The organism is Bacillus sp. EKM202B (assembly GCF_011066025.1).
Classification (GTDB): domain Bacteria; phylum Bacillota; class Bacilli; order Bacillales; family Bacillaceae_G; genus Bacillus_A; species Bacillus_A toyonensis.
On the sequence record NZ_JAAMNK010000001.1, the window covers coordinates 462,463 to 483,342 of the forward strand.

Below are 20,880 nucleotides of genomic sequence, written 5' to 3' on the forward strand. Positions count from 1 at the left end.
GAAGCAGCTTTATGATTCATAATAATTACCGTAGTATACATTTGAATATGGCCATGTCGTTAAATATGGTTTTTGATCTTGCGTCGATTGTTGTGGTGGTATTTGTGGCAATTGCTGAAATTGTTGCTGTTGATACACTCCAACTTGCTGTCTCAGATCGTTTACCGGATAATAATTTATATATGGGTATACTTGAGGTACATAGTAATAATACATCCATTCTCTCCCCCTTTTTCTTAAACATATTCAAAGGAGAAAATGAATGTGCCATTCTTTATATTTGTACAAGTGGTTCTCTCACTTTTTTCTTTCTGTTCTTCAAACGTAACTTACGATTCTTTTCATATAAATAATGCACAACGAAATATGAAACTACACCGAATACAACTCCTAAAATTGTCATTCCAATTAATACATATACTTCACTCTGTAATAAGCTCTTTAACATCGTAAAAATGTGACTTGAAAACAAGTCCGATATCGTAAATGGTTCATGATGTATTTGTTGTACATGAAATGGATAAATCATTTTCCCTAGCGCATACGCAAGCGGAAATAAAAACACTGGGAGAAACGATATTTTCCCAATAATATTGCCAATAACTGCAGCAGGAAATGATCCTTTTGCTAATCGAACGATTGGATAAAATATTACATATACGAGCGATGCTGTATAAATTACTAACATTTCTAAACCAAAACCAATAGCAAAACCTAACGACACTTTCTTTGCTCCTTCTGGCGATCGAAGCAACTTATAATATTGAAACTTTAATATTCTCCACATCCGCTGAAAAAACGAATATGTTTGCTTAGTTGTTTTCACTCTCATCATCTCTTTAACTATATTTTATATGTAGTATGTCCTTACACGCACTGAATAACAAATTTAGTTTTCTCTTTCTATTATAAATGATATAAAAATGATTAACCAAATATACATCCGACATTTTAATATAAAAAACCTTCCTTTTAGGAAGGTTCTTCTACATTATTAAATAAACTTACTAATAATGCTTTTTGAGCATGTAATCGATTACCAGCTTGCTCAAAAACGATAGACTGTGGTCCATCAATAATTTCTCCTGTTACTTCTTCTTCACGATGAGCAGGTAAACAGTGTAAGAAACGATATGTTTGCTTTGCATGCATAACAAGTTCTTTATTGATTTGATAAGGTTGAAATAAAGTATATTTCTCTTCTTCTCCATCTTGCCCCATACTCATCCAAACATCAGTATAAATAAAATCTGCTTCCTGTACCGCTAATTCAGGATTATGCAAAATTTCAATTTCAGCGCCTGTTTCTTTAGCAATCGCTAACGCTTTTTTAACAATTTCCTCATTCGGTTCATACCCTACGGGTGTTGCCACAGTCATATTCATTCCGACTTTTGCACTCGCTAACAGTAACGAATGACACACATTATTCCCATCACCTACAAAAGCCAATTTAATTCCTTTAAATGTATTCACTTCTTCATATATCGTCATTAAATCTGCTAATGCTTGACAAGGATGATGATCATCCGTTAATCCATTAATAACAGGAATGCTCGATTCTTTTGCCAACTCTTCTACATCCGCGTGTGAGAATGTACGTATCATAATCCCATCAATATAATGAGACAGTACTTTCGCAGTATCAGAAACGGTCTCTCCTCTTCCGATTTGCATCTCCTTCCCACTTAAAAACATTCCATGTCCTCCGAGCTGTACCATTCCTGCTTCAAAAGATACACGAGTACGAGTTGAATGTTTATCAAAGATAAGCCCTAATATTTTACCTTGTAATAAAGGCTCTTGCTTATTCTTTTTTAAATATATAGCGAACTCAATTAAAGAAATAATTTCTTCTTTCGTTAATTCTTCTAGTGTTAAAAGATCTTTCGTATTTAATTTCGGTACTTGTACAGTTGACATGAAATTTCCCCCTTATATGATTGATACGTTTTTTGTACAAACTACTTTTTTTATCATATATACTGCCTGTTCTAACTCTTCATTCGTTACAATGAGTGGCGGTAATAGTCTTATGACATTCGGCCCTGCTTGTAATACGAGTAGCCCGTCTTTTTCAAGTTGTTCTATAAAATTTGAAACTTCATGCTTATATTCGATTCCAATCATAAGCCCCTTGCCACGAATATTTTGAATACATTCGACATGACATAACTCTTCTTGCAATCTCTTTAATACGTATTCGCCCTTTTCCTGTACGTCTTTTAAAAAGGATGGTTCCTTGCTTACCTGTAACACTTCTTTCGCAGCAGTCATCGCAATATAATTCCCTCCAAAAGTTGAACCGTGTGATCCCGCATTAAAAGAAGAGCCCAGTTCTTTCCTACCAATTACTGCTCCAACGGGAATACCATTTCCAAGAGCCTTAGCGATAGTAACGATATCAGGTTTTATTCCCATTTGTTCGTAAGCGAATAGTGTTCCGGTTCTTCCTATACCCGTTTGTACTTCGTCTATAATAAATAGAGAACCGTACTTATTACATAATATTTCGATTTCTTTCAAAAAAAACGAATCAGCTAGTATGACTCCGCCCTCTCCTTGAACAACTTCTATCATTACTGCCGCAACTTCTTCATTCATTACTTCCTCTAATGCTTGTATATCGTTAAAAGGGATATGTAAAAAAGACGGAAGTAGTGGACCAAACCCTTCTTTCACCTTATCTTGACCTGTTGCACTCATCGTTCCAAATGTTCTACCGTGAAAAGACTGCTCACATGTTACGACTAGAGATTTTCCAGTATGCTTACGAGCTAGCTTTAAAGCTGCTTCATTCGCCTCTGCCCCGCTATTACAAAAAAACACATAATCTAATGCTGTATTTTCTGTTACTAACGATGCAACCTCTTCTTGTAAGGAGTTTGTAAATAAATTCGATATATGCCATATGTCTCCAAGTTGCTTTTCAACCGCCTTTACAACAGTAGGATGACAATGTCCTAAATTACATACTCCAATACCGGAAGTGAAATCTACATATTGCTTACCATGTTTATCAATAACTTTCGTTCCATTCCCCTTTACAAACTCAACGTTTCTTCTTCCATACGTTTGAAAAAGATGACTCGTCATACAATACTCACGCCTTTCGTTACCGTCGTTCCGATACACTCGCCTGTGACCTCAGTAAAATCCTTTGTACCATTCACAATACTTACCTTTTGTACTCCCATTTTTAATGATGTAAGTGCCGCCTGTACTTTCGGAATCATCCCGCCTGTAATAACACCTTTTTCTATAAAAGTTGCAATCTCAGACTCATCTGTTTTCTTTACCAATTTCCCTTCATGTAATATCCCATCTACATCTGTAATGAAAATAAGTTCTTTTGCGGATAGCGCATCCGCAATCCCAGCTGCAGCAGTATCCGCATTTATGTTATACACCTCATTACCATTTATTCCGATTGGGGCAATAACAGGAATATAATTCATATCTATTAATTTTTTTAATAAGGTTGTTTCTACATAACTTACCTCTCCTACATATCCTATTTCTTCGCTGACAGGTTGAACTTGAAGTAAATTACCATCACACCCTGAAAGCCCTACGGCCAGTAAATTATTCTTTTGTAAATTCATTACAAACTTTTTATTTGTACTACCACATAGCACCATTTGAACAACATCCCTCACTTCTTTTGGTGTTACTCGTAATCCATCTCTTTTTTCCACTTTGATATGACACTCTTTTAATTTGGCATCAATTTCTGGGCCACCACCATGGACAATCACTACCTTATACTTCTGTTGCAATTTCTTTATACAACCAAAAAACACATGATTTAATTGATCCAACATGCTACCGCCGCATTTAATTACGATATAATCACTCATCTTCTCTCTCCTTATGTACGATAACAAGCGTTTATTTTTACATAATCATAACTTAAGTCGCATCCCCAAGCTGATCCGGTCTCTTTTCCTACATGTAAATACACATCAATAATAATTTCATGTTCTTTTAATTTCTTTTTCATTTCCTCTTCAGAAAATATTTGAGGTTCACTATTTTTTAGCACAACGATAGATTGAAGAGTAATATCAATTGTATTTGGATTAATCGTTACTTCACTTTGTCCAATACTGCTAATAATTCGCCCCCAATTTGGGTCTTCACCGTGTATTGCGGTTTTCACAAGACTTGAACCAACTATTTGCTTTGCAATTTTCTTTGCCTCTTCACTCGCTTTAGCCCCTAGCACATTTACTTCTATTAACTTCGTAGCACCTTCACCATCTTGTGCAATTTTTTTTGCTAAATCTTCACATACCTTCTGTAAAGTAAATACGAAAGTTTCCCAATCTGTGTGTTCCATATTGATTGGTTTCGTTTCCGACAATCCACTTGCCATAACGATGACCATATCATTTGTAGAAGTATCTCCATCTACCGTAATTTGGTTAAATGTATGATTCGTAATTTGTGATAATGCTGTTTGCAATACTTCATGCTCTATATTGGCATCTGTTGTAATAAAACTAAGCATCGTTGCCATATTCGGATGAATCATTCCTGAACCTTTAGCAACACCAGCGATAGTCACTTCTTTTCCATCAATAATCATCTCATAACAAGTTTCTTTCGTTATAAGATCCGTCGTTAAAATTGCTTCACAAAAAGAATGAGCTTCACTTACTTCTTTTGTCGGTATAAGAGATGTAACTCCCTTGCGAATGCTATCCATCGGTAATAGTACTCCAATTACACCAGTTGAAGCGACCGCAACGTAATTTTCTTTCATCCCAAAATGTTCTGCCCCTAATGCGCGCATCTCGTAAGCGTCTTGCAAACCTTTCATTCCTGTACAAGCATTTGCATTTCCGCTATTAACGATAATTGCTTGTAATTTCCCTTCAGTTGCTATACTATCTTTCGTTACTTGCAGGGGTGCTGCTTGTATTTGATTTGTTGTATAAACAGCGGCGCACGATGCTGGTACGTCACAAACGATTGCACCTAAATCCTTTTTCTCCTTTTTCAAACCATTGCTAGTACCGATTGCCGAAAAGCCTTTCGGCGTTACAATTGAACCACTTTCTAATTTTGTAATAGACGCTACTTTAATCATCATGTCCCCCTTATGGATAAAGCGGCATATGCTGTAAACCTGTTGTCTCTTCCAATCCCGCTAATACATTTGCGTTTTGAATCGCTTGCCCAGCCGCACCTTTCATCATATTGTCTATAACAGAAACGACCGTAACTCTTTCTGTTCTTTCATCGTAAGCTACCCCAATATCACAATAATTTGAGCCCCTTACTTCTTTCAGACTTGGAAATTCTCCATGAGAGCGAACTCGAACGAAAGCTGAGTATTCATACGTTTCTTCATACAATTTTTGAAGCTGCTCTATTTTCATTTCCTTTTTCACTTTCGCATAAAGTGTAATCATAATCCCCCGTGATATCGGTATTAAATGTGTACTAAACGTGATTGGCTTCATTTCACTATTCCACTCTGCAAGCATTTGCTCAATCTCAGGAATATGCTGATGCTGATTAACTTTATAAATGTGTAAGTTATCATATAACTCAGGAAAGTGAGCCATTGTTGTTGGCGTTTTGCCCGCTCCAGATACTCCTGATTTCGCATCAATAATAATGGAATCTTCTTCAATTATGCCGCTACGCATTAACGGCGCTATCGCTAATAATACAGCTGTAGCAAAACATCCTGGGTTTGCAATTAAATCTGCATTTTGAACCTCAGACCTTTTCCATTCACTTAGCCCATATACTGCTTTCCTAAGAATTTCTTCTTGTGCAGCTGGCCTTTTATACCACAGTTCATATGATGAGGGATCTATCATACGAAAGTCTCCAGATAGGTCAATTACTTTTAAACCTACCTGTAATAATTTTGGAGTTAATTCTGCCGATACACCTGCTGGGGTTGCTAAAAATACAATTTCTGCTTCCTTCTCTATTTCCTCCACATCAATTTCTTGTAACGTATGGACAAGGATATTTCGAAAATGTGGATATACATTCGCTATACACTCACCAACTTGCGAAAAAGAATGGAGAGATGATATCGAAAAATACGGATGCTGCTCTAATAACCGAATTAATTCAATACCTCCATATCCAGTTGCTCCAATAATTGCGACTTTCATAAGTTCCTCCTCATATTGATTCTTTAGATTAAGTATGATTATAATATTGTATATTTATAGAGTCAATTAAATATTTATAAATTTTTAAAACTAAAAAAACTTAATTTTACTAGAAAAACAATATACTCAACCGAATTTTTATACAAGAATAGTGCATGGTAGTTTTTTCATTTCACTTCAAGTACAATAAAACAATACATACGTACATACAGGCGGGGAAAAATATGAACGAAAAGTTAATTGAGAAAATGATTATAAAAAGTTTTCAGCAATATCAATGCAATCCTGTATCAAAAGAGGATCAGGAAATGTTAGTAAAACATATTCAAGTGATTATTCATTCGAATAATGAAATTGACGTATACGAGGCAATTGAGGATACCGTTTACGATTATGTGACTGGAAAATAAAAAAAATAGGAGATTTCCATATGGAAATCTCCTATTTTTTACTTAATGATTTTCCTGCTACACGTTCAAATAAACCAGGGAATAACGCATAGAGCTTAGGCCCCATTCCCATCCACTTCGGCAAATTCACTTCACGTTTTTTCGTTTGCATCGCCTTTACGATTTGTTCTGCTACATATGTTGGTTTTAACATGTAACGTCCCATATTTTTTACATATGTACCAGATTGATCAGCTATTTCAAAAAAGTTCGTATCTATCGGTCCTGGGTTAATTGCTGTTACATAAATATCTGTATTCGATAATTCCATGCGCAAACTATTCGTAAACCCTAATACGGCATGTTTCGTTGCTGCATACGCACTCGATTTCGGAGTTGCAATTTTCCCAGCAAGTGAAGCTATATTAATTATATGTCCTTCATTTCTTTTTACCATATAAGGTAATACCGCTTTCGTACAAGCTACTAGTCCAAATACATTTACTTGGAACATATCCTTTACTTCATCCATTGATGCCTCTTCAAACGTTTTAAAAATACCAAAACCCGCATTGTTTACCAATATATCAATACGTCCCACTTCTTGTAATACCTTTGAAAAAACAGATTGTACTTTCGTCTCTTCACTTACGTCTAATACATAATAATAGCAAGGCGTATTATAAGTTTTTTTTATTTTGTCTGCTAACGCTTGTAGTTTCTCCTCTGTTCGAGCCATTAATACTGGAGTCGCTCCCTGCTCTGCAACTTGCATTGCAACTTGCTCTCCAATTCCACTAGAAGCGCCTGTAATGACGATTACTTTTTCTTGTAAGCGTCCTGTCATTGCTGTCACCTACTTTGCATAATAAATCAATTGTTGCGAAGATTCATCAATCATCACTTGTTGATTATATGCTAAAAAGTCTAATTGTCCAACAGTTTCGGAGATAGTAAGCGGCAATTGTTCTTTATATAATACTGGAAATAGCTTCACACATACTTCAAATGCTGTCATCGGTTTTTCCTTTAATAACTCAAGTACTTTAAATGCACGTGTTTCTTGCTTTTGTAACCTCGTTTCAATAAGTTGTTTCACATTTAGAACATCTTCCCCATGCCCTGATAAAATACGTGAAATATTCATTTCACTTAAACGTTTTAACGTTTGATTGTATTGTAGCAATGGACGTGCTCTTTCCGTTTGCCCTTCATATGGTGGTTCTAATATTGGATTTGAAGAAATATGACTAATGAGAGCATCCCCACCAATTAATATCCCATCGGATTCTCTATATAAAGAAATATGAGTAGAAGCATGACCTGGGGTTTCAATTACTGTAAACCCAGGTAAAGAATCAATACGATCCCCCTCTCTCACAGTATGTGTTAACGATCTATTACAAGAATATTTAAGTGTCCTTGTCGTCAATAATGCCTCGTCATTCAAAAATGCTGCTGGAACACCGAACTGCAAGGCTGTCTCTCTAAAAAACTCATGATACCGCTTTAAAAACTCTGGATTTTGCGTGATCCACGGCTCATTCCAAGGGTGTCCAATAATATTCGTTTTCTCAGAAAATATATTTAAAAGTCCACAATGATCCGCATGATGATGCGTAATCACTACCGTTTCAATATCTTCTATCGTATAACCTAATGCACCTAATTGACTTTCTAACGCATTTTTTGCCTCTTCTGTATTCGTCCCTGTATCAATTAATGTTAATGTCTCCCCCTCAACTAAAAACACATTCACAGTCTCAACTGCAAATGGCACAGGAATCTCCATTCGGTGAATCGCCGTCATGCTTAGCCCCCCTGACTCTTTCCGGTTCAAAAATGAATACCTCTTCAGTTTACAACTTCTACATAAATTTGTCATTATTTTCAGATAAAAAGAGGTGTTTTCTATAAAAAACCGAATGTATGTACATTTATAAGTATTTCTAACCAAGTTTAAAGGAGGAACATCATGTCTATTCAAAACATATCCTTTCTCGGTGCAGGCTCTATTGCCGAAGCGATTATTGGTGGATTGTTACACGCAAATGTAGTTAAAGGAGAACAAATTACCGTAAGTAATCGTTCTAACGAGACAAGGTTACAAGAGCTACATACAAAATATGGTGTCAAAGGTACGCATAACAAAAAAGAACTACTTGCTAATACAAATATTCTTTTTCTAGCAATGAAACCAAAGGATGTTGCAGAAGCGCTTACCCCTCTTAAAGAATATATAAATAAGGATTTGCTTATTATTTCGTTATTAGCAGGTGTTTCTACTCACTCGATTAGAAACCTACTTCAAAAAAACGTTCCGATCATTCGTGCAATGCCAAATACATCTGCCGCTATTTTAAAATCAGCTACCGCTATTTCGCCTTCAAAACATACAACAGCGGAACATATTCAAACTGCAAAATCTTTATTTGAAACGGTCGGTCTCGTCTCTGTTGTAGAGGAAGAAGATATGCATGCTGTCACTGCATTGTCTGGAAGTGGACCAGCTTATATTTATTACGTAGTAGAGGCGATGGAAGATGCCGCAAAAAAAATTGGTTTAAAAGAAGATGTTGCAAAATCGCTTATTCTTCAGACGATGATTGGTGCTGCTGAAATGCTAAAAGCAAGCGAAAAACACCCTTCTATTTTGCGAAAGGAAATTACATCTCCTGGCGGAACTACCGAAGCAGGCATTGAAGTATTACAGGAAAATAAATTTCAACAAGCACTCGTTTCTTGTATTACACAGGCAACGAAACGATCACATGATCTTGGAAAAACATTGGAACAACTCACAAAAGAAAAATAAAAATGGAGCTCAATCTTACTTGAGCTCCATTTTTTATCATCATATACTTTTAGTTATTACTCTTTCCAAAAATCTCTTCTTGTAGACGACGACCTGTCGGTGTTGCTGCAAGCCCGCCTTCAGCTGTTTCACGAAGTGCTACTGGCATCGTTTGTCCGATTCTAAACATTGCCTCAATCACTTCATCACATGGAATTGTACTCGTTACACCAGCTAATGATAAATCCGCTGAAATCATCGCATTTGAAGCACCCGCTGCATTACGCTTTACACAAGGTACTTCTACAAGTCCTGCAACAGGATCGCACACTAAACCAAGCATATTCTTTAATGAAATTGCCATCGCTGTAGCTGCTTGATCTGGTGTTCCACCAGCCATCTCAACTGCTGCTGCCGCTGCCATTCCACTTGCTGAACCAACTTCTGCTTGGCATCCTCCTGCCGCACCAGAAATACAAGCATTATTCGCAACTACCATACCGAAAGCTCCTGCTGTAAATAAAAATTCAATCATTTCTTCACGTGTAGGTTGTAATTTTTCTTTCAGTGCAAACAGTACACCTGGCACTGTTCCAGCAGAACCTGCTGTTGGTGTTGCACAAATAATCCCCATCGCCGCGTTTACTTCATTTGTTGCAACAGCTTTACTCACTGCGTCCAAAATCGTATCTCCAGATAAGCCTTTTCCGCTCTTCATATACGCTTGAACTTTTACAGCATCACCGCCAGTTAAACCAGTTGGTGATTTCACGCCGCGAATACCACGTTCTACTGCTTGTTCCATCACGACTAAGTTCTTTTCCATACCAGCAATTACTTCTTCACGTGAAATATGTCTTGTTTCCATTTCACATTGAATCATAATTTCTGCGATTTTTACATTTTGTTCTTTAGCTTGCGCCACTAGTTCCGCTGCGTTCCGAAACATGGTGTGTCCCCCCTGCAATTAATCCATAATAGTTACTTGACAAATATTTTGTTGCCCTTTTATTTCTTCAATCACTTCATCTGCTAACAATTCATCTGTTTCAATGACCATAAGCGCTCTTCTTCCTTTTTCTTTACGAGAAACGCTCATTGTACTAATGTTAATCTCGTGTTTCGCAAGAATGGAAGCTACAGCTGCGATAGCACCAAAGCGATCGTTATTTACAATAAGTAGTGCTGGACTCGTGCCTGTTAATTGAAGATCGAATCCGTTTAATTCTACAACTTCAATTTTACCGCCACCAATTGAGCAAGCAACAACTTCAATTTCCTCTTCACCTTTATACAGACGAATTTTCGCTGTATTTGGATGCGGAGCATTTGCATCTTCTTCAATGAATTCCACTTCAATCCCGCGTTCTTTTGCAATATCTAACGCACTTGGAATACGTAAATCATCTGTTTCAAATCCAAGTATTCCACCGATTAGCGCTACATCCGTACCGTGACCACGGTATGTTTTTGCAAATGAACCATATAATGAAATGCTAACTCTCTCTGGCTCATGACGAAACAGCTGACGAGCAACTTGCCCCATTCTTGCCGCGCCTGCTGTATGTGAACTTGATGGACCAATCATAACCGGACCAATAATATCAAACACTGAGCGGTACTTCATCATAACTCCCCCTAAACCTCTATGAAAAAAATTTATTCTACTATTTTATTAAGCTGCCACATTTGTTGCTGTTCCAGTTCTACCACGAATTTGTTCCGCTATACGAATTGGATAGTTTTTGAATAAAATGAACCAATATCCTGAAATAATACCAGATACCATAATACATAAGAAATATAGCATTACTTTCATTTAAAACGATATAAGATAACCAGCAATAAATCCTGGTAGCAATCCAAAGTTTAACACAGAAGCCATTGCAAGCATAGCATAAACAGGTGATATAACCATTGTTAATACAACTAAATTTGCACCCGCTACTCAACCTAGACTACCTGCTGATGTTCTGAACTCTTTTAAAGAGTGGTATACCAATTAAATCCCCACCAACTTATTATTAAAAAAGCTTCTACTAAAGCACTTGCAACAGCTACACTAGCTAATCATACCGTTTAGCTAAAAAGTAAAAAAGACTTAGTACAAATAATGATATCTTTCCTATTATAATCTCCATATTACTCTCTCATGTTTTAGTCAACTTCACTTGTTACGACAATGACTAATATGCATGTGACTTATAATAAATTGTAATCTGCCCTCATTATAGCTTGTTTTTTATAAAACGCTTACTTTTGTTGAATTTTAAAAGTTCTGAATAAAAGTCCCTTTCTGCTATTTGTATTACTTGTATGTCATCTGACTTATATAACAGTTTTTCTAAATAATCATTATTACGTATTTTTATCCTATATATTCAAACCATTCTAAGTTTCTGTATCATCCAAGTTTAAGTATAAAATAATAACAGTTTTATTTTTAAAATTTTTTAGACATAAAAAAATGGTAACCTAATGTTACCATTTTTCCAAAAATCATTATTTTTCTACTGGAAATGATTTTAAATCTGTCGCTATTTCTGTATTAGGAAATAACTCTCGTGCCTCTTTCAATAATTCCTTATATGTATCTCCTTGATAACGAGAACTAATGTGAGTTAATATTAATCGTTTCGCATTTGCATGAAGTGCAATGCTCGCAGCTTGCTTAGATGTGGAATGAAAATAATCATGCGCTTGTTGTTCATCGTCTGCCGCAAAAGTTGCTTCATGAACAAGTACATCAGCATTTTGTGCTAGCTCTCTACTCGCTTCGCAATATCGTGTATCACCTAAAATGGTAATAATTCTTCCCTTTTGAGGCGGACCGATAAAATCTTTTCCATTTAGTATCGTACCATTCTCTAATTCAACTACTTCTCCATCTTTTAAACGCTTAAAGATTGGCCCTGGTTTCACTCCCATTTCGAGCAATTTATCGACTAAAAGAACACCTTGTATATCTTTCTCTACAATACGATATCCAAAACATTCAATGCCATGTGACAATTTTTTCGTTTCTACATAAAACTCATTATCTTCAAACACAGTACCTTCTTCTGTTATCTCAACGATTTCAAGTGGATATTTCACATGTGTCGTACTTACTGATAATGCCACTTCAATAAATTGTTTAATTCCTTTTGGTCCGTACACTGTTAATTTTGTTGTTCCACCTTGAAACGAACGGCTACCCAATAAACCCGGCAATCCAAAAATATGATCGCCATGTAAATGCGTAATAAATATTTTTTCAATGCGGCGTGGACGTACAGACGTATGTAGTATTTGATGTTGCGTCGCCTCGCCACAGTCAAATAACCAAGTCTGTCCTCGTTCTTCTAACAACTGCAAAGCAATTGCTGAAACATTCCTTCCTTTTGAAGGAACACCTGCACCAGTTCCTAAAAATACAAATTCCACTTTCTTTCCTCCAGCTCTTTATATAATCTATCTTTCATCTTACGGAATGTTATTTCAAATGGCAAATTGAATTTACATAACCAATCATCTAGACAACTATATAACACGAACGTTATACTCAAAAAATTTAGCTATCGTTCGTGTTTTGTGGTAAAATGATTGTACTACATTTTAAGGGAGCGTTTTATTATGAAAGAAGTATTTCGTTTACAAACTGATTTTTCATCTTCATTTGATCGCTGGGTAAGTTCTTTCGTGTCTGATCACCCAGCACAATTAGAATGGACGACTTTAAAAGAATTAATCCATGAATATACAACATCACATACAAATGAGACATTACCAACATATATTTCTTCAGCTTTAACATATTACGCACAACGCGTTTCAACAACAAATAACTCAGAAATTGTTATTTTTGAAAATCCTACAATCTCATAATCTATTATAAAAAGCACTGTAATGAGTGCTTTTTATTTATGTTCATTATTTTTTATTTTTCCAACTTATTCTCAAAAAATACAACTTATTTCATACTATATACCCTTCATAAATCTATTTGATTTTTCAAAAAAACAGATTAAAAAGATATTGACACTACGATTTTACAGTGCTAACATTCAACATGTAATTGAATATGGTCTCTGTTAGGTGAGGCTCCTGTATAGAGAAACGCTGCTGCCCAAAAATGTCGAGAGACGCCAATGGGTCAACAGGAAAGGTCGGAATGAAGGCCTTTTTTAACGTAGCTGGTTTCAGTACCTATGCTATACAGTGCTAAAACTCAACGAGGGAGAGGTGCATGTATTTTGTCATACACAAAAACTGTTTTTAGCTATGTTTACTAACAGGCTTTCGTGTGGACGTTTTTTAACTGTGAATTCAGACCTTTACTCGTTGTGAGTAAAGGTCTTTTTTATGTCTTTATGCACCTGACTATGAAACAAACATAGCATATTCAGAAACTATTAAATTGGACGGAGGTGAGGAACAGTGGCAAGTGATGATTCGGCCCAGATACCCATATGTTTTACGTTCATATTTCATCATGTAGGTAGGAAAGAAGCTGTTCCTCCTAATTTTAAATAGTCGAGTAACAGATTGTTTCCTCCTTCATGACAAAGGAGGAACTACCGATGTTAAATTTACAAAGACAAGAAGCAAAGCATGCTTACGATCAAGATAGCATGCAAACAAATAACAAAGTATTAGTGGAAGTTGCAACACAAGATATAAACTCTGCATTAAAACTTCTAGAAACTACAGAAAATGGACTCTCTAAACAAGAAGCGTCCCGTAGACTTTCTTTATATGGTCCGAACGAAATTGCTCATAATAAAACATTGCCGTGGTACATTCAATTTCTGCTGGCATTTAAAAATCCATTTATTTTTGTTTTATTAGCTCTTGGAGCGCTCTCTTTTTTCACAGATGACATGCAAGGAACAATTGTCGTATCTGTAATGGTACTTCTAAGTTCAACGATTCGCTTTTTACAAGAATTCCGCTCTCAAAAAGCCGCGGATAAATTAAAGGCTATGGTTCGAACAACCGCGAGCGCCTTTAGAATAGATGGATTTGTACACGAAACAAAAAACGTAACGAATTTAAATCGAAATTATACAATAGAAATTCCAATTGAAGAACTTGTACCTGGCGATATTATTTCACTTTCAGCCGGTGACATCGTTCCAGCTGATGTGCGTATTTTATCGGCTAAAGATTTATTTGTTAATCAGTCTTCATTAACCGGGGAAGCACTTCCTGTAGAAAAATACGAAAACTGCTACCATACAGAAAACAAGAATATCTTACCAAAAAATATGAAAAAAAATTTCAATCCACTCGATATGGAAAACCTTTGCTTTATGGGTACGAATATTGTAAGTGGTAGCGCAAAAGCGGTTGTCGTTTCAACAAGTACCGATACGTATTTCGGCTCTTTAGCGAATAAAGTAATCGGGAAGCGCGCAGAAACAAGCTTTGATAAAGGTGTAAACAAAGTAAGCTGGCTCTTAATTACATTCATGCTTATTATGGCGCCCATTGTCCTTCTCATTAATGGATTCACAAAAGGTGATTGGCAAGAAGCTTTCTTCTTCGCTATCGCTATTGCAGTTGGTCTTACACCTGAAATGTTACCAATGATTGTAACTGCTAATTTAGCTAAAGGTGCTGTGAACATGTCTAAGCAAAAAGTTATTGTAAAACAGCTAAATTCTATTCAAAACTTAGGCGCGGTGAACATTCTTTGTACAGATAAAACTGGGACATTGACAGAGGATAAAGTTGTTCTTGTTAGACATTTAGATCCTACTGGTAATACATGCGATCGTGTATTACAGTTTGCATATTTAAATAGCTTCTATCAAACCGGATTGAAAAATTTAATAGATAAAGCTGTTATTGAGCATACAGAAGAAAAACAAAAGTTCGACCCTTCAAGGTTTCAAAAACTAGATGAAATTCCATTTGATTTTGCCCGCCGTCGCATGTCCGTCATCGTCAAAGACATCTCAGGTGAACATACAATGGTTTGTAAAGGTGCCGTAGAAGAAATTTTATCCATTTGTAACTACACTGAATCAAACGGAAAGATTGTTCAACTGACCGAGGAAATGCGCTCAAATGTCAAACAACTAAGTGAGACATTGAATGGCGAAGGTATGCGTGTAATTGCTGTAGCTTATAAAAAAGATAGAAAAATAAATGATAAAGAGTACACAGTAAAAGATGAAACTAATATGATTCTCGCTGGATATATTGGCTTTTTAGATCCACCGAAACCATCTGCAGCTGTTGCTATTCAAGCATTACAGAAACATGGTGTACAAGTAAAAATTTTAACTGGTGATAATGAAATTGTTACAAAAAAAGTTTGTAAAGAAGTTGGATTGGATATTGGTGAGCCTATCCTTGGCTACGAGATTGATTCTTTACCAGATAAAGCATTAGCAAAACTAGCCGAAGAAACAACAGTGTTCGCAAAACTAAATCAAATGCAAAAATCTCGCATTATTCGTGCCTTACAGGGGAACGGTCATACAGTAGGTTATATGGGGGATGGTATTAACGATGCCGTAGCACTACGGGATGCTGACGTTGGAATATCTGTTGATACTGCAACTGATATCGCAAAAGAGTCTTCCGATATTATTCTACTTGAAAAAAGTTTAACTATATTAGAAGCGGGTATTTTAGAAGGACGCACTACGTTCGGAAATATTTTAAAATATATTAAAATGACGGCTAGCTCTAACTTTGGAAATGTATTTAGTGTGTTAGTGGCAAGTGCTTTCATTCCCTTTTTACCGATGCTTGCCATTCACCTTTTAATTCAAAACTTGCTTTACGATATTTCACAGCTGTCTATTCCATGGGACAAAATGGATAAAGAATTTTTAGAAAAACCGAGAAAATGGGATACTGCAAACTTACGGAACTTCATTATTTGTATCGGTCCAATTAGTTCCATATTTGATATTATCACATACGTAGTCATGTGGAATGTCTTCGGTGCAAATACACCTAGCGAACAATCATTATTCCAATCTGGTTGGTTTGTCGTTGGACTGCTCACACAAACTTTAATCGTTCACACGATAAGAACACAGAAGATTCCATTCATTCAAAGTACTGCATCAGCACCGGTACTTTTATTAACCGCTTGTATTATGGCAATCGGAATTTATATTCCATTCTCACCGCTTGGTGCGGCCGTTGGTTTACAAGCATTACCACTTAGCTATTTCCCTTGGCTAGTAGGAATACTATTAGGCTATGCTTTCTTAACACAATTCCTGAAAAAAGTTTATATTAAAAAGTTTCATAGCTGGTTATAAAGTGAAACTTTAATCAGTGGGGGTCTTACTGCCCGCAAATAGCGGGATAAAAACGAGAATGAGTGGTACTCCCCACTCATTCTTAAAAACATCACACGTACTTATATGTATGGAGGTGACCATGATGGTATGGTATGACATTGTATTAAGATTATTTATCGCAATTATTATAGGTGCTTGCATCGGAATGGAAAGGCAATGGAGACACCGGATGGCCGGTTTACGGACAAATGCTCTCGTATCACTTGGTGCCTGTATATTTGTTTTATTATCCGTCATGCTTGATCATGATGCTAGCCCCTCACGTATTGCTGCTCAAGTTGTTAGTGGGATTGGCTTTTTAGGAGGCGGTGTGATTATCCGTGACGGTTTTAGTATTAGAGGATTAAATACTGCGGCTACTTTATGGTGTGCTACTGCTGTCGGTACTCTTACAGGCGCTGGTTTTCTCCTTGCAGCTATATTAGGTGCAGCCGGCGTTTTACTAGCAAATATACTACTTCGCCCGATCGCTCTCTTTATGAATAAAAAATCAAAAGAAGAATCACCTGAACAAACAAACTACTTCCTTTCTCTTACTTGTTCCGAAGAAAATGAAGCACATATTCGTTTTTTACTCATGCACATGGTAAGTACAGAAGGTCTCGGTTTAAAAGAGTTATATAGTGAAGATGTAGATTCTAAGCAAAAAGTCTGTATACAGGCTACATTACATTGCAAGACAAATGCGGCTATCTTAATTGAAAAAATAGTAAGTAGAATGTTATTAGAATCTGGCGTTACTGCTGCTGGGTGGAGGACTTCTTTAGATTTAGAAGCAAGTTAAATATGAAAGGTGTCATGCTATTTACTACTTCATGACACCTTCTACATAAACTTATTTTCTAACTTTTGTTGAAACGACTTCTCTTGCTTACGTAGTAGTTGACTACCTCGTTGTAAAAGCGGTGTTCCATACTTATCATTAATTTGATCAATGACAGCAAGTAGCGGTTCTTTTTTCGCATCCTCTTCAAATGAAAACAAATCTAATTGTTTCACCGATTCTGTCTTCCACTCTATTTCAGTAGCTGTAACACCTAATAAACGAACGGAATCACCGTCCCAATGTTGCTTCCATAAACGGGATGCTGCTTGAAAAATATCGCGTTCTTCCCAAATTGCATTTTTCAATTGCTTACTCCGTGTTACCGTTCGCCTATCATGGTATTTAATCATAATTTGAATATTATAGCTGACAAGAGTTCGCTTTTGTAATCTTTTACTCACTGATTTTGATAAACGTTCTAACATATCAAGTAACTCTTTCTCTTCATCCATATCCTTTGAAAAGGTCGTCGAATTACCGACACTTTTATGCTGTCCCATTTGACTCGGATCAACTTCTCTATTATCCATACCTTTTGCACGCCTTTGTAAATCAACACCGTGCTTTCCAATTTTAGCGCGAATGATATGCTCGTCTCCCTTTGCCAATTGTTCAATTGTCTGTATATGAATATCATTTAATTTTTCAGCTGTTTTCTCACCAATTCCATGCATGGCTCCAACTGGAAGTGGCCAAATCAATTCTGGAATATCACGTTTTCGAAGTACAGTAATACCAAGTGGCTTTTTCATATCTGAAGCGGTCTTTGCTAGAAAAAGATTTGGAGCAATTCCAATACTACACGGAAGCTGTAACTCTGTTAACAACGCTTGTTGAATCATCTTTGCTATTTCAAGAGGCGAACCGAGTGCATAGCAATCTGTAATATCTAAATATCCTTCATCTATAGAGACTGGTTGTATCTTTTCTGTAAAACGGGAAAGGATTTGAAACATTTGAAATGAAGCTTCACGATATAATGTAAAATTTGGATGCCTTACAACTAATTGTGGGCATAACCTTTTCGCTTCCCAAAGAGGCATCGTCGTACGTATTCCATATTCTCTCGCCTCATAACTACACGTTATAATAATTCCTTTTCTCTCTTTTTCATTTCCAGCAACCGCTAATGGCTTTCCTTGTAATGATGAATCATGAGCAATTTCAACAGATGCGAAAAAACAATTCATATCCACATGTAAAATAACACGGCCATTTTTCGGATACATTTCTCGCATAGTACTCCCCCCTCAAAAGAACATTCGTTCCTTCATTATACCAAATTCATGTACAATATAATAATTACTTATTCTTTTTATCCTTATTTTTGCTATACTTAATACGAAATATGGATATTATTGTAAAACGAGTGACTTATTATGAAATCTAATAGTAAACTTAACTCTACCTTTCTCATTATTATATTAATCCTCTTAATTAATTACTTACTACTCCCCATTTTTAATATTAATACAGCTGGACTCCTCCCTCGTTTACTAAGTATCGTAACAACTTATATACTGCCATGGATTTTCTTATATTGGTTTATCCGCCTAGTGAAAGCAGTTGAATCAAAATAAAAAAGACGTGTAAACCATAATTGGTTCACACGTCTTTTTTATTTTATTACTTCGCTACTTCTTCAATAATTGCAACAACTAATTCTGCTGTTTTCACTAATTCTTCAACAGGAATCTTCTCGTTTGTTGTATGAATTTCTTCATAACCAACCGCTAAGTTAACTGTTGGAATACCGTGTCCTGCAATTACGTTTGCATCACTTCCGCCACCACTTTGGTGAAGAGAAGGTGTGCGACCAATTTTTTCAGCTGCACGTTTTGCAACTTCTACAACGTGGTCGCCATCAGCAAATTTAAATCCTGGGTACATAACGTTTATTTCAACGTCTGCTTGACCACCCATATCTTTTGCAGTTGTTTCAAATGCTTCTTTCATTTTCGCAACTTGTTCTTCCATTTTCTCGTTGATTAAAGAACGAGCCTCTGCAAAGATTTGTACATGATCACAAACGATATTTGTTTGTGTACCACCTTCAAAACGTCCAATATTTGCAGTCGTTTCAGAATCAATACGACCAAGTGGCATCTTCGCAATTGCTTTCGCTGCGATCGTAATTGCAGATACACCTTTTTCTGGTGCTACACCAGCATGAGCTGTTTTCCCGCGAATAATTGCGTTCACTTTCGCTTGTGTTGGAGCTGCAACAACGATTTCACCAACTTTTCCATCGCTATCTAATGCGTAACCATATTTCGCTGTAATGCGCTCACGGTCTAATGCTTTTGCACCAACAAGTCCAGATTCTTCTCCAACTGTAATAATAAATTCAATTTTACCATGAGGAATATTTTTCTCTTTTAACACACGAATTGCTTCAAACATTGACGCTAATCCTGCTTTATCATCCGCACCTAAAATTGTAGTACCATCTGATACGATATATCCATCTTTAATAGAAGGCTTAATTCCATTACCAGGAACTACTGTATCCATATGAGAAGTAAAGTAAATTGTATCCACGCCATCTTTTGTTGCTGGTAAAGTACAAATTAAGTTACCTGCACCATGACCAGTTACAGACATTGTGTCATCTTCAAATACTTCTACACCTAAATCCGTAAATTTCTTTGTTAATACTTTGCAGATTTCTGCTTCAAATTTCGTTTCAGAATCTACTTGTACTAATTCCATAAATTCATTTACTAAACGTTCTTGATTAATCATAAGACTGCGCCTCCTGCACTACCATTATGTATGTAACACTACTAATTATAACAGAATTTCGCAAAAGTTTCGAAATACAAGACAAAAAACAGACGGTTTATATGTCTAGATAACCATCTGCTTTCGATTACTCATTTAACAATACCCAGCGCATATGATCTTCCCACACTCCATTTACCATTAACATCTTCCTAGATACACCCTCATACTGGAAGCCTATTTTCGTCACTACTTGTATAGATGCTAAATTACGCGGCATAATTGGTGCTTCTATACGATGTAAATGAAATTCCTCAAAAGCAACTGCAATTGCTTTTCTAAGCGCTTCTGTCGTATAACCTTTATTTAACTCTTCCTTATCTAATTTATAACTGAGTACACAAGATTGATAAATACCACGAACGATTAAATTAAATGAAATACAGCCAATTATTTTCGTGTCATCACCTTTTTTAAAAATCCATAGCCTAATGATCTTACCTTCTGTAAACTCTTTTCTATCCTTTTGTAGCTTTTTCTTTTGATAATCTAACGTAAAAAAATCCTCCGGTCTATACTCTTCCCAAGCTTTTAAAAATTCACGATTTCTGTCGTAATATTGAAGAATTTTTTCAGCATACGACTCATCGATTTCCCTTAAATGTAAGCGGCCTGTCTCATATATTTTCATCAT

At 36.1% G+C, this 20,880-nt stretch carries 22 protein-coding genes and 1 riboswitch; of the genes, 6 read left to right on the forward strand and 16 right to left on the reverse strand.

What is annotated here, in order from left to right:
- Positions 1–9: 9 nt before the first annotated feature.
- The 7 genes from G9F74_RS02420 to argC form a co-directional block, all read right to left on the reverse strand.
- A complete protein-coding gene (locus G9F74_RS02420) occupies positions 10–216 on the reverse strand; it encodes a hypothetical protein (RefSeq protein ID WP_000291937.1) in 207 nt (68 codons plus the stop codon).
- Positions 217–274: 58 nt separating this feature from the next.
- Positions 275–835 carry a DUF2062 domain-containing protein gene (locus G9F74_RS02425; RefSeq protein ID WP_002044856.1) on the reverse strand — a complete coding sequence of 187 codons (561 nt, stop codon included), beginning with the start codon at positions 833–835 and terminating at the stop codon, positions 275–277.
- Positions 836–972: 137 nt separating this feature from the next.
- Positions 973–1,923 (reverse strand): ornithine carbamoyltransferase, encoded by a 951-nt coding sequence (gene argF / locus G9F74_RS02430; protein WP_016109071.1) that lies wholly within the window; start codon positions 1,921–1,923, stop codon positions 973–975.
- Between the two features lie 12 nt (positions 1,924–1,935).
- On the reverse strand, positions 1,936–3,096 hold the full coding sequence (locus tag G9F74_RS02435; RefSeq protein ID WP_000200530.1) for an acetylornithine transaminase: 1,161 nt from the start codon (positions 3,094–3,096) through the stop codon (positions 1,936–1,938).
- Entirely contained in the window at positions 3,093–3,860 is a 768-nt protein-coding gene (argB, locus tag G9F74_RS02440) for an acetylglutamate kinase (RefSeq protein WP_016109072.1), read from the reverse strand. The genes G9F74_RS02435 and argB overlap by 4 nt, the downstream gene beginning before the upstream one ends.
- Positions 3,861–3,871: 11 nt before the next feature.
- The gene (gene argJ, locus G9F74_RS02445; RefSeq protein WP_000598406.1) at positions 3,872–5,095 is read right to left on the reverse strand and encodes a bifunctional glutamate N-acetyltransferase/amino-acid acetyltransferase ArgJ; all 1,224 of its coding nucleotides are present in this window, start codon (positions 5,093–5,095) and stop codon (positions 3,872–3,874) included.
- A 10-nt stretch (positions 5,096–5,105) separates the two neighbouring features.
- Positions 5,106–6,143, reverse strand: a complete 1,038-nt coding sequence (argC, locus tag G9F74_RS02450; protein ID WP_016109073.1) for an N-acetyl-gamma-glutamyl-phosphate reductase — start codon at positions 6,141–6,143, stop codon at positions 5,106–5,108.
- Positions 6,144–6,367: 224 nt separating this feature from the next.
- On the opposite strand from argC, the gene G9F74_RS02455 reads away from it, so the two are divergent.
- A complete protein-coding gene (locus G9F74_RS02455) occupies positions 6,368–6,553 on the forward strand; it encodes a YqzH family protein (RefSeq protein ID WP_001003215.1) in 186 nt (61 codons plus the stop codon).
- Positions 6,554–6,584: 31 nt separating this feature from the next.
- Here G9F74_RS02455 and G9F74_RS02460 read toward each other — a convergent pair whose 3' ends face one another.
- Positions 6,585–7,379, reverse strand: coding sequence for an SDR family oxidoreductase (locus tag G9F74_RS02460; protein ID WP_000147787.1), 795 nt, complete (start codon positions 7,377–7,379; stop codon positions 6,585–6,587).
- 9 nt (positions 7,380–7,388) lie between these two features.
- Complete coding sequence (locus G9F74_RS02465; protein ID WP_000125110.1) at positions 7,389–8,342, reverse strand: MBL fold metallo-hydrolase; 954 nt, start codon at positions 8,340–8,342, stop codon at positions 7,389–7,391.
- A 165-nt stretch (positions 8,343–8,507) separates the two neighbouring features.
- Here G9F74_RS02465 and proI point away from each other — a divergent pair, with 165 nt between their 5' ends.
- On the forward strand, positions 8,508–9,347 hold the full coding sequence (proI, locus tag G9F74_RS02470; protein WP_000027276.1) for a pyrroline-5-carboxylate reductase ProI: 840 nt from the start codon (positions 8,508–8,510) through the stop codon (positions 9,345–9,347).
- A 49-nt stretch (positions 9,348–9,396) separates the two neighbouring features.
- On the opposite strand, the gene sdaAA is transcribed toward proI, so the two are convergent.
- The 4 genes from sdaAA to rnz form a co-directional block, all read right to left on the reverse strand.
- Positions 9,397–10,275 (reverse strand): L-serine ammonia-lyase, iron-sulfur-dependent, subunit alpha, encoded by an 879-nt coding sequence (sdaAA, locus tag G9F74_RS02475; RefSeq protein WP_000489451.1) that lies wholly within the window; start codon positions 10,273–10,275, stop codon positions 9,397–9,399.
- Positions 10,276–10,293: 18 nt separating this feature from the next.
- Positions 10,294–10,953 carry an L-serine ammonia-lyase, iron-sulfur-dependent subunit beta gene (gene sdaAB, locus G9F74_RS02480; RefSeq protein ID WP_000877455.1) on the reverse strand — a complete coding sequence of 220 codons (660 nt, stop codon included), beginning with the start codon at positions 10,951–10,953 and terminating at the stop codon, positions 10,294–10,296.
- Positions 10,954–11,001: 48 nt separating this feature from the next.
- On the reverse strand, positions 11,002–11,145 hold the full coding sequence (locus G9F74_RS29850; protein WP_033668556.1) for a hypothetical protein: 144 nt from the start codon (positions 11,143–11,145) through the stop codon (positions 11,002–11,004).
- Between the two features lie 683 nt (positions 11,146–11,828).
- Positions 11,829–12,752, reverse strand: coding sequence for a ribonuclease Z (gene rnz, locus G9F74_RS02490; protein ID WP_000397436.1), 924 nt, complete (start codon positions 12,750–12,752; stop codon positions 11,829–11,831).
- Between the two features lie 189 nt (positions 12,753–12,941).
- On the opposite strand from rnz, the gene G9F74_RS02495 reads away from it, so the two are divergent.
- The 3 genes from G9F74_RS02495 to G9F74_RS02505 all read left to right on the forward strand — a co-directional run bounded on the left by G9F74_RS02495 (position 12,942) and on the right by G9F74_RS02505 (position 17,420).
- Positions 12,942–13,193: a DUF3932 family protein gene (locus tag G9F74_RS02495; RefSeq protein WP_000665711.1), complete on the forward strand. Its 252-nt coding sequence runs from the start codon at positions 12,942–12,944 to the stop codon at positions 13,191–13,193.
- Between the two features lie 195 nt (positions 13,194–13,388).
- Positions 13,389–13,556: riboswitch (M-box (ykoK) riboswitch) on the forward strand.
- Positions 13,557–13,888: 332 nt separating this feature from the next.
- A complete protein-coding gene (mgtA, locus tag G9F74_RS02500; protein WP_016109074.1) occupies positions 13,889–16,594 on the forward strand; it encodes a magnesium-translocating P-type ATPase in 2,706 nt (901 codons plus the stop codon).
- 124 nt (positions 16,595–16,718) lie between these two features.
- Complete coding sequence (locus G9F74_RS02505; protein WP_016109075.1) at positions 16,719–17,420, forward strand: MgtC/SapB family protein; 702 nt, start codon at positions 16,719–16,721, stop codon at positions 17,418–17,420.
- A gap of 41 nt (positions 17,421–17,461) precedes the next feature.
- On the opposite strand, the gene G9F74_RS02510 is transcribed toward G9F74_RS02505, so the two are convergent.
- On the reverse strand, positions 17,462–18,700 hold the full coding sequence (locus G9F74_RS02510; RefSeq protein WP_016109076.1) for a DNA polymerase IV: 1,239 nt from the start codon (positions 18,698–18,700) through the stop codon (positions 17,462–17,464).
- Between the two features lie 141 nt (positions 18,701–18,841).
- Between G9F74_RS02510 and G9F74_RS02515 the strand changes: the two genes are divergently transcribed.
- Positions 18,842–19,042, forward strand: a complete 201-nt coding sequence (locus G9F74_RS02515; RefSeq protein WP_002093303.1) for a hypothetical protein — start codon at positions 18,842–18,844, stop codon at positions 19,040–19,042.
- Positions 19,043–19,088: 46 nt separating this feature from the next.
- On the opposite strand, the gene G9F74_RS02520 is transcribed toward G9F74_RS02515, so the two are convergent.
- On the reverse strand, positions 19,089–20,207 hold the full coding sequence (locus tag G9F74_RS02520; protein WP_000609821.1) for a tripeptidase T: 1,119 nt from the start codon (positions 20,205–20,207) through the stop codon (positions 19,089–19,091).
- Positions 20,208–20,334: 127 nt separating this feature from the next.
- Entirely contained in the window at positions 20,335–20,880 is a 546-nt protein-coding gene (locus tag G9F74_RS02525; protein WP_002044843.1) for a GNAT family N-acetyltransferase, read from the reverse strand.

Coding starts and splice junctions, on each gene's coding strand:
- G9F74_RS02420 (WP_000291937.1), bottom strand. CDS start 216: ATGTATTATTACTATGTACCTCAAGTATACCCATATATAAATTATTAT.
- G9F74_RS02425 (WP_002044856.1), bottom strand. CDS start 835: ATGATGAGAGTGAAAACAACTAAGCAAACATATTCGTTTTTTCAGCGG.
- argF (WP_016109071.1), bottom strand. CDS start 1,923: ATGTCAACTGTACAAGTACCGAAATTAAATACGAAAGATCTTTTAACA.
- G9F74_RS02435 (WP_000200530.1), bottom strand. CDS start 3,096: ATGACGAGTCATCTTTTTCAAACGTATGGAAGAAGAAACGTTGAGTTT.
- argB (WP_016109072.1), bottom strand. CDS start 3,860: ATGAGTGATTATATCGTAATTAAATGCGGCGGTAGCATGTTGGATCAA.
- argJ (WP_000598406.1), bottom strand. CDS start 5,095: ATGATTAAAGTAGCGTCTATTACAAAATTAGAAAGTGGTTCAATTGTA.
- argC (WP_016109073.1), bottom strand. CDS start 6,143: ATGAAAGTCGCAATTATTGGAGCAACTGGATATGGAGGTATTGAATTA.
- G9F74_RS02455 (WP_001003215.1), top strand. CDS start 6,368: ATGAACGAAAAGTTAATTGAGAAAATGATTATAAAAAGTTTTCAGCAA.
- G9F74_RS02460 (WP_000147787.1), bottom strand. CDS start 7,379: ATGACAGGACGCTTACAAGAAAAAGTAATCGTCATTACAGGCGCTTCT.
- G9F74_RS02465 (WP_000125110.1), bottom strand. CDS start 8,342: ATGACGGCGATTCACCGAATGGAGATTCCTGTGCCATTTGCAGTTGAG.
- proI (WP_000027276.1), top strand. CDS start 8,508: ATGTCTATTCAAAACATATCCTTTCTCGGTGCAGGCTCTATTGCCGAA.
- sdaAA (WP_000489451.1), bottom strand. CDS start 10,275: ATGTTTCGGAACGCAGCGGAACTAGTGGCGCAAGCTAAAGAACAAAAT.
- sdaAB (WP_000877455.1), bottom strand. CDS start 10,953: ATGAAGTACCGCTCAGTGTTTGATATTATTGGTCCGGTTATGATTGGT.
- G9F74_RS29850 (WP_033668556.1), bottom strand. CDS start 11,145: ATGAAAGTAATGCTATATTTCTTATGTATTATGGTATCTGGTATTATT.
- G9F74_RS02495 (WP_000665711.1), top strand. CDS start 12,942: ATGAAAGAAGTATTTCGTTTACAAACTGATTTTTCATCTTCATTTGAT.
- mgtA (WP_016109074.1), top strand. CDS start 13,889: ATGTTAAATTTACAAAGACAAGAAGCAAAGCATGCTTACGATCAAGAT.
- G9F74_RS02505 (WP_016109075.1), top strand. CDS start 16,719: ATGGTATGGTATGACATTGTATTAAGATTATTTATCGCAATTATTATA.
- G9F74_RS02510 (WP_016109076.1), bottom strand. CDS start 18,700: ATGCGAGAAATGTATCCGAAAAATGGCCGTGTTATTTTACATGTGGAT.
- G9F74_RS02515 (WP_002093303.1), top strand. CDS start 18,842: ATGAAATCTAATAGTAAACTTAACTCTACCTTTCTCATTATTATATTA.
- G9F74_RS02520 (WP_000609821.1), bottom strand. CDS start 20,207: ATGATTAATCAAGAACGTTTAGTAAATGAATTTATGGAATTAGTACAA.
- G9F74_RS02525 (WP_002044843.1), bottom strand. CDS start 20,880: ATGATGAAAATATATGAGACAGGCCGCTTACATTTAAGGGAAATCGAT.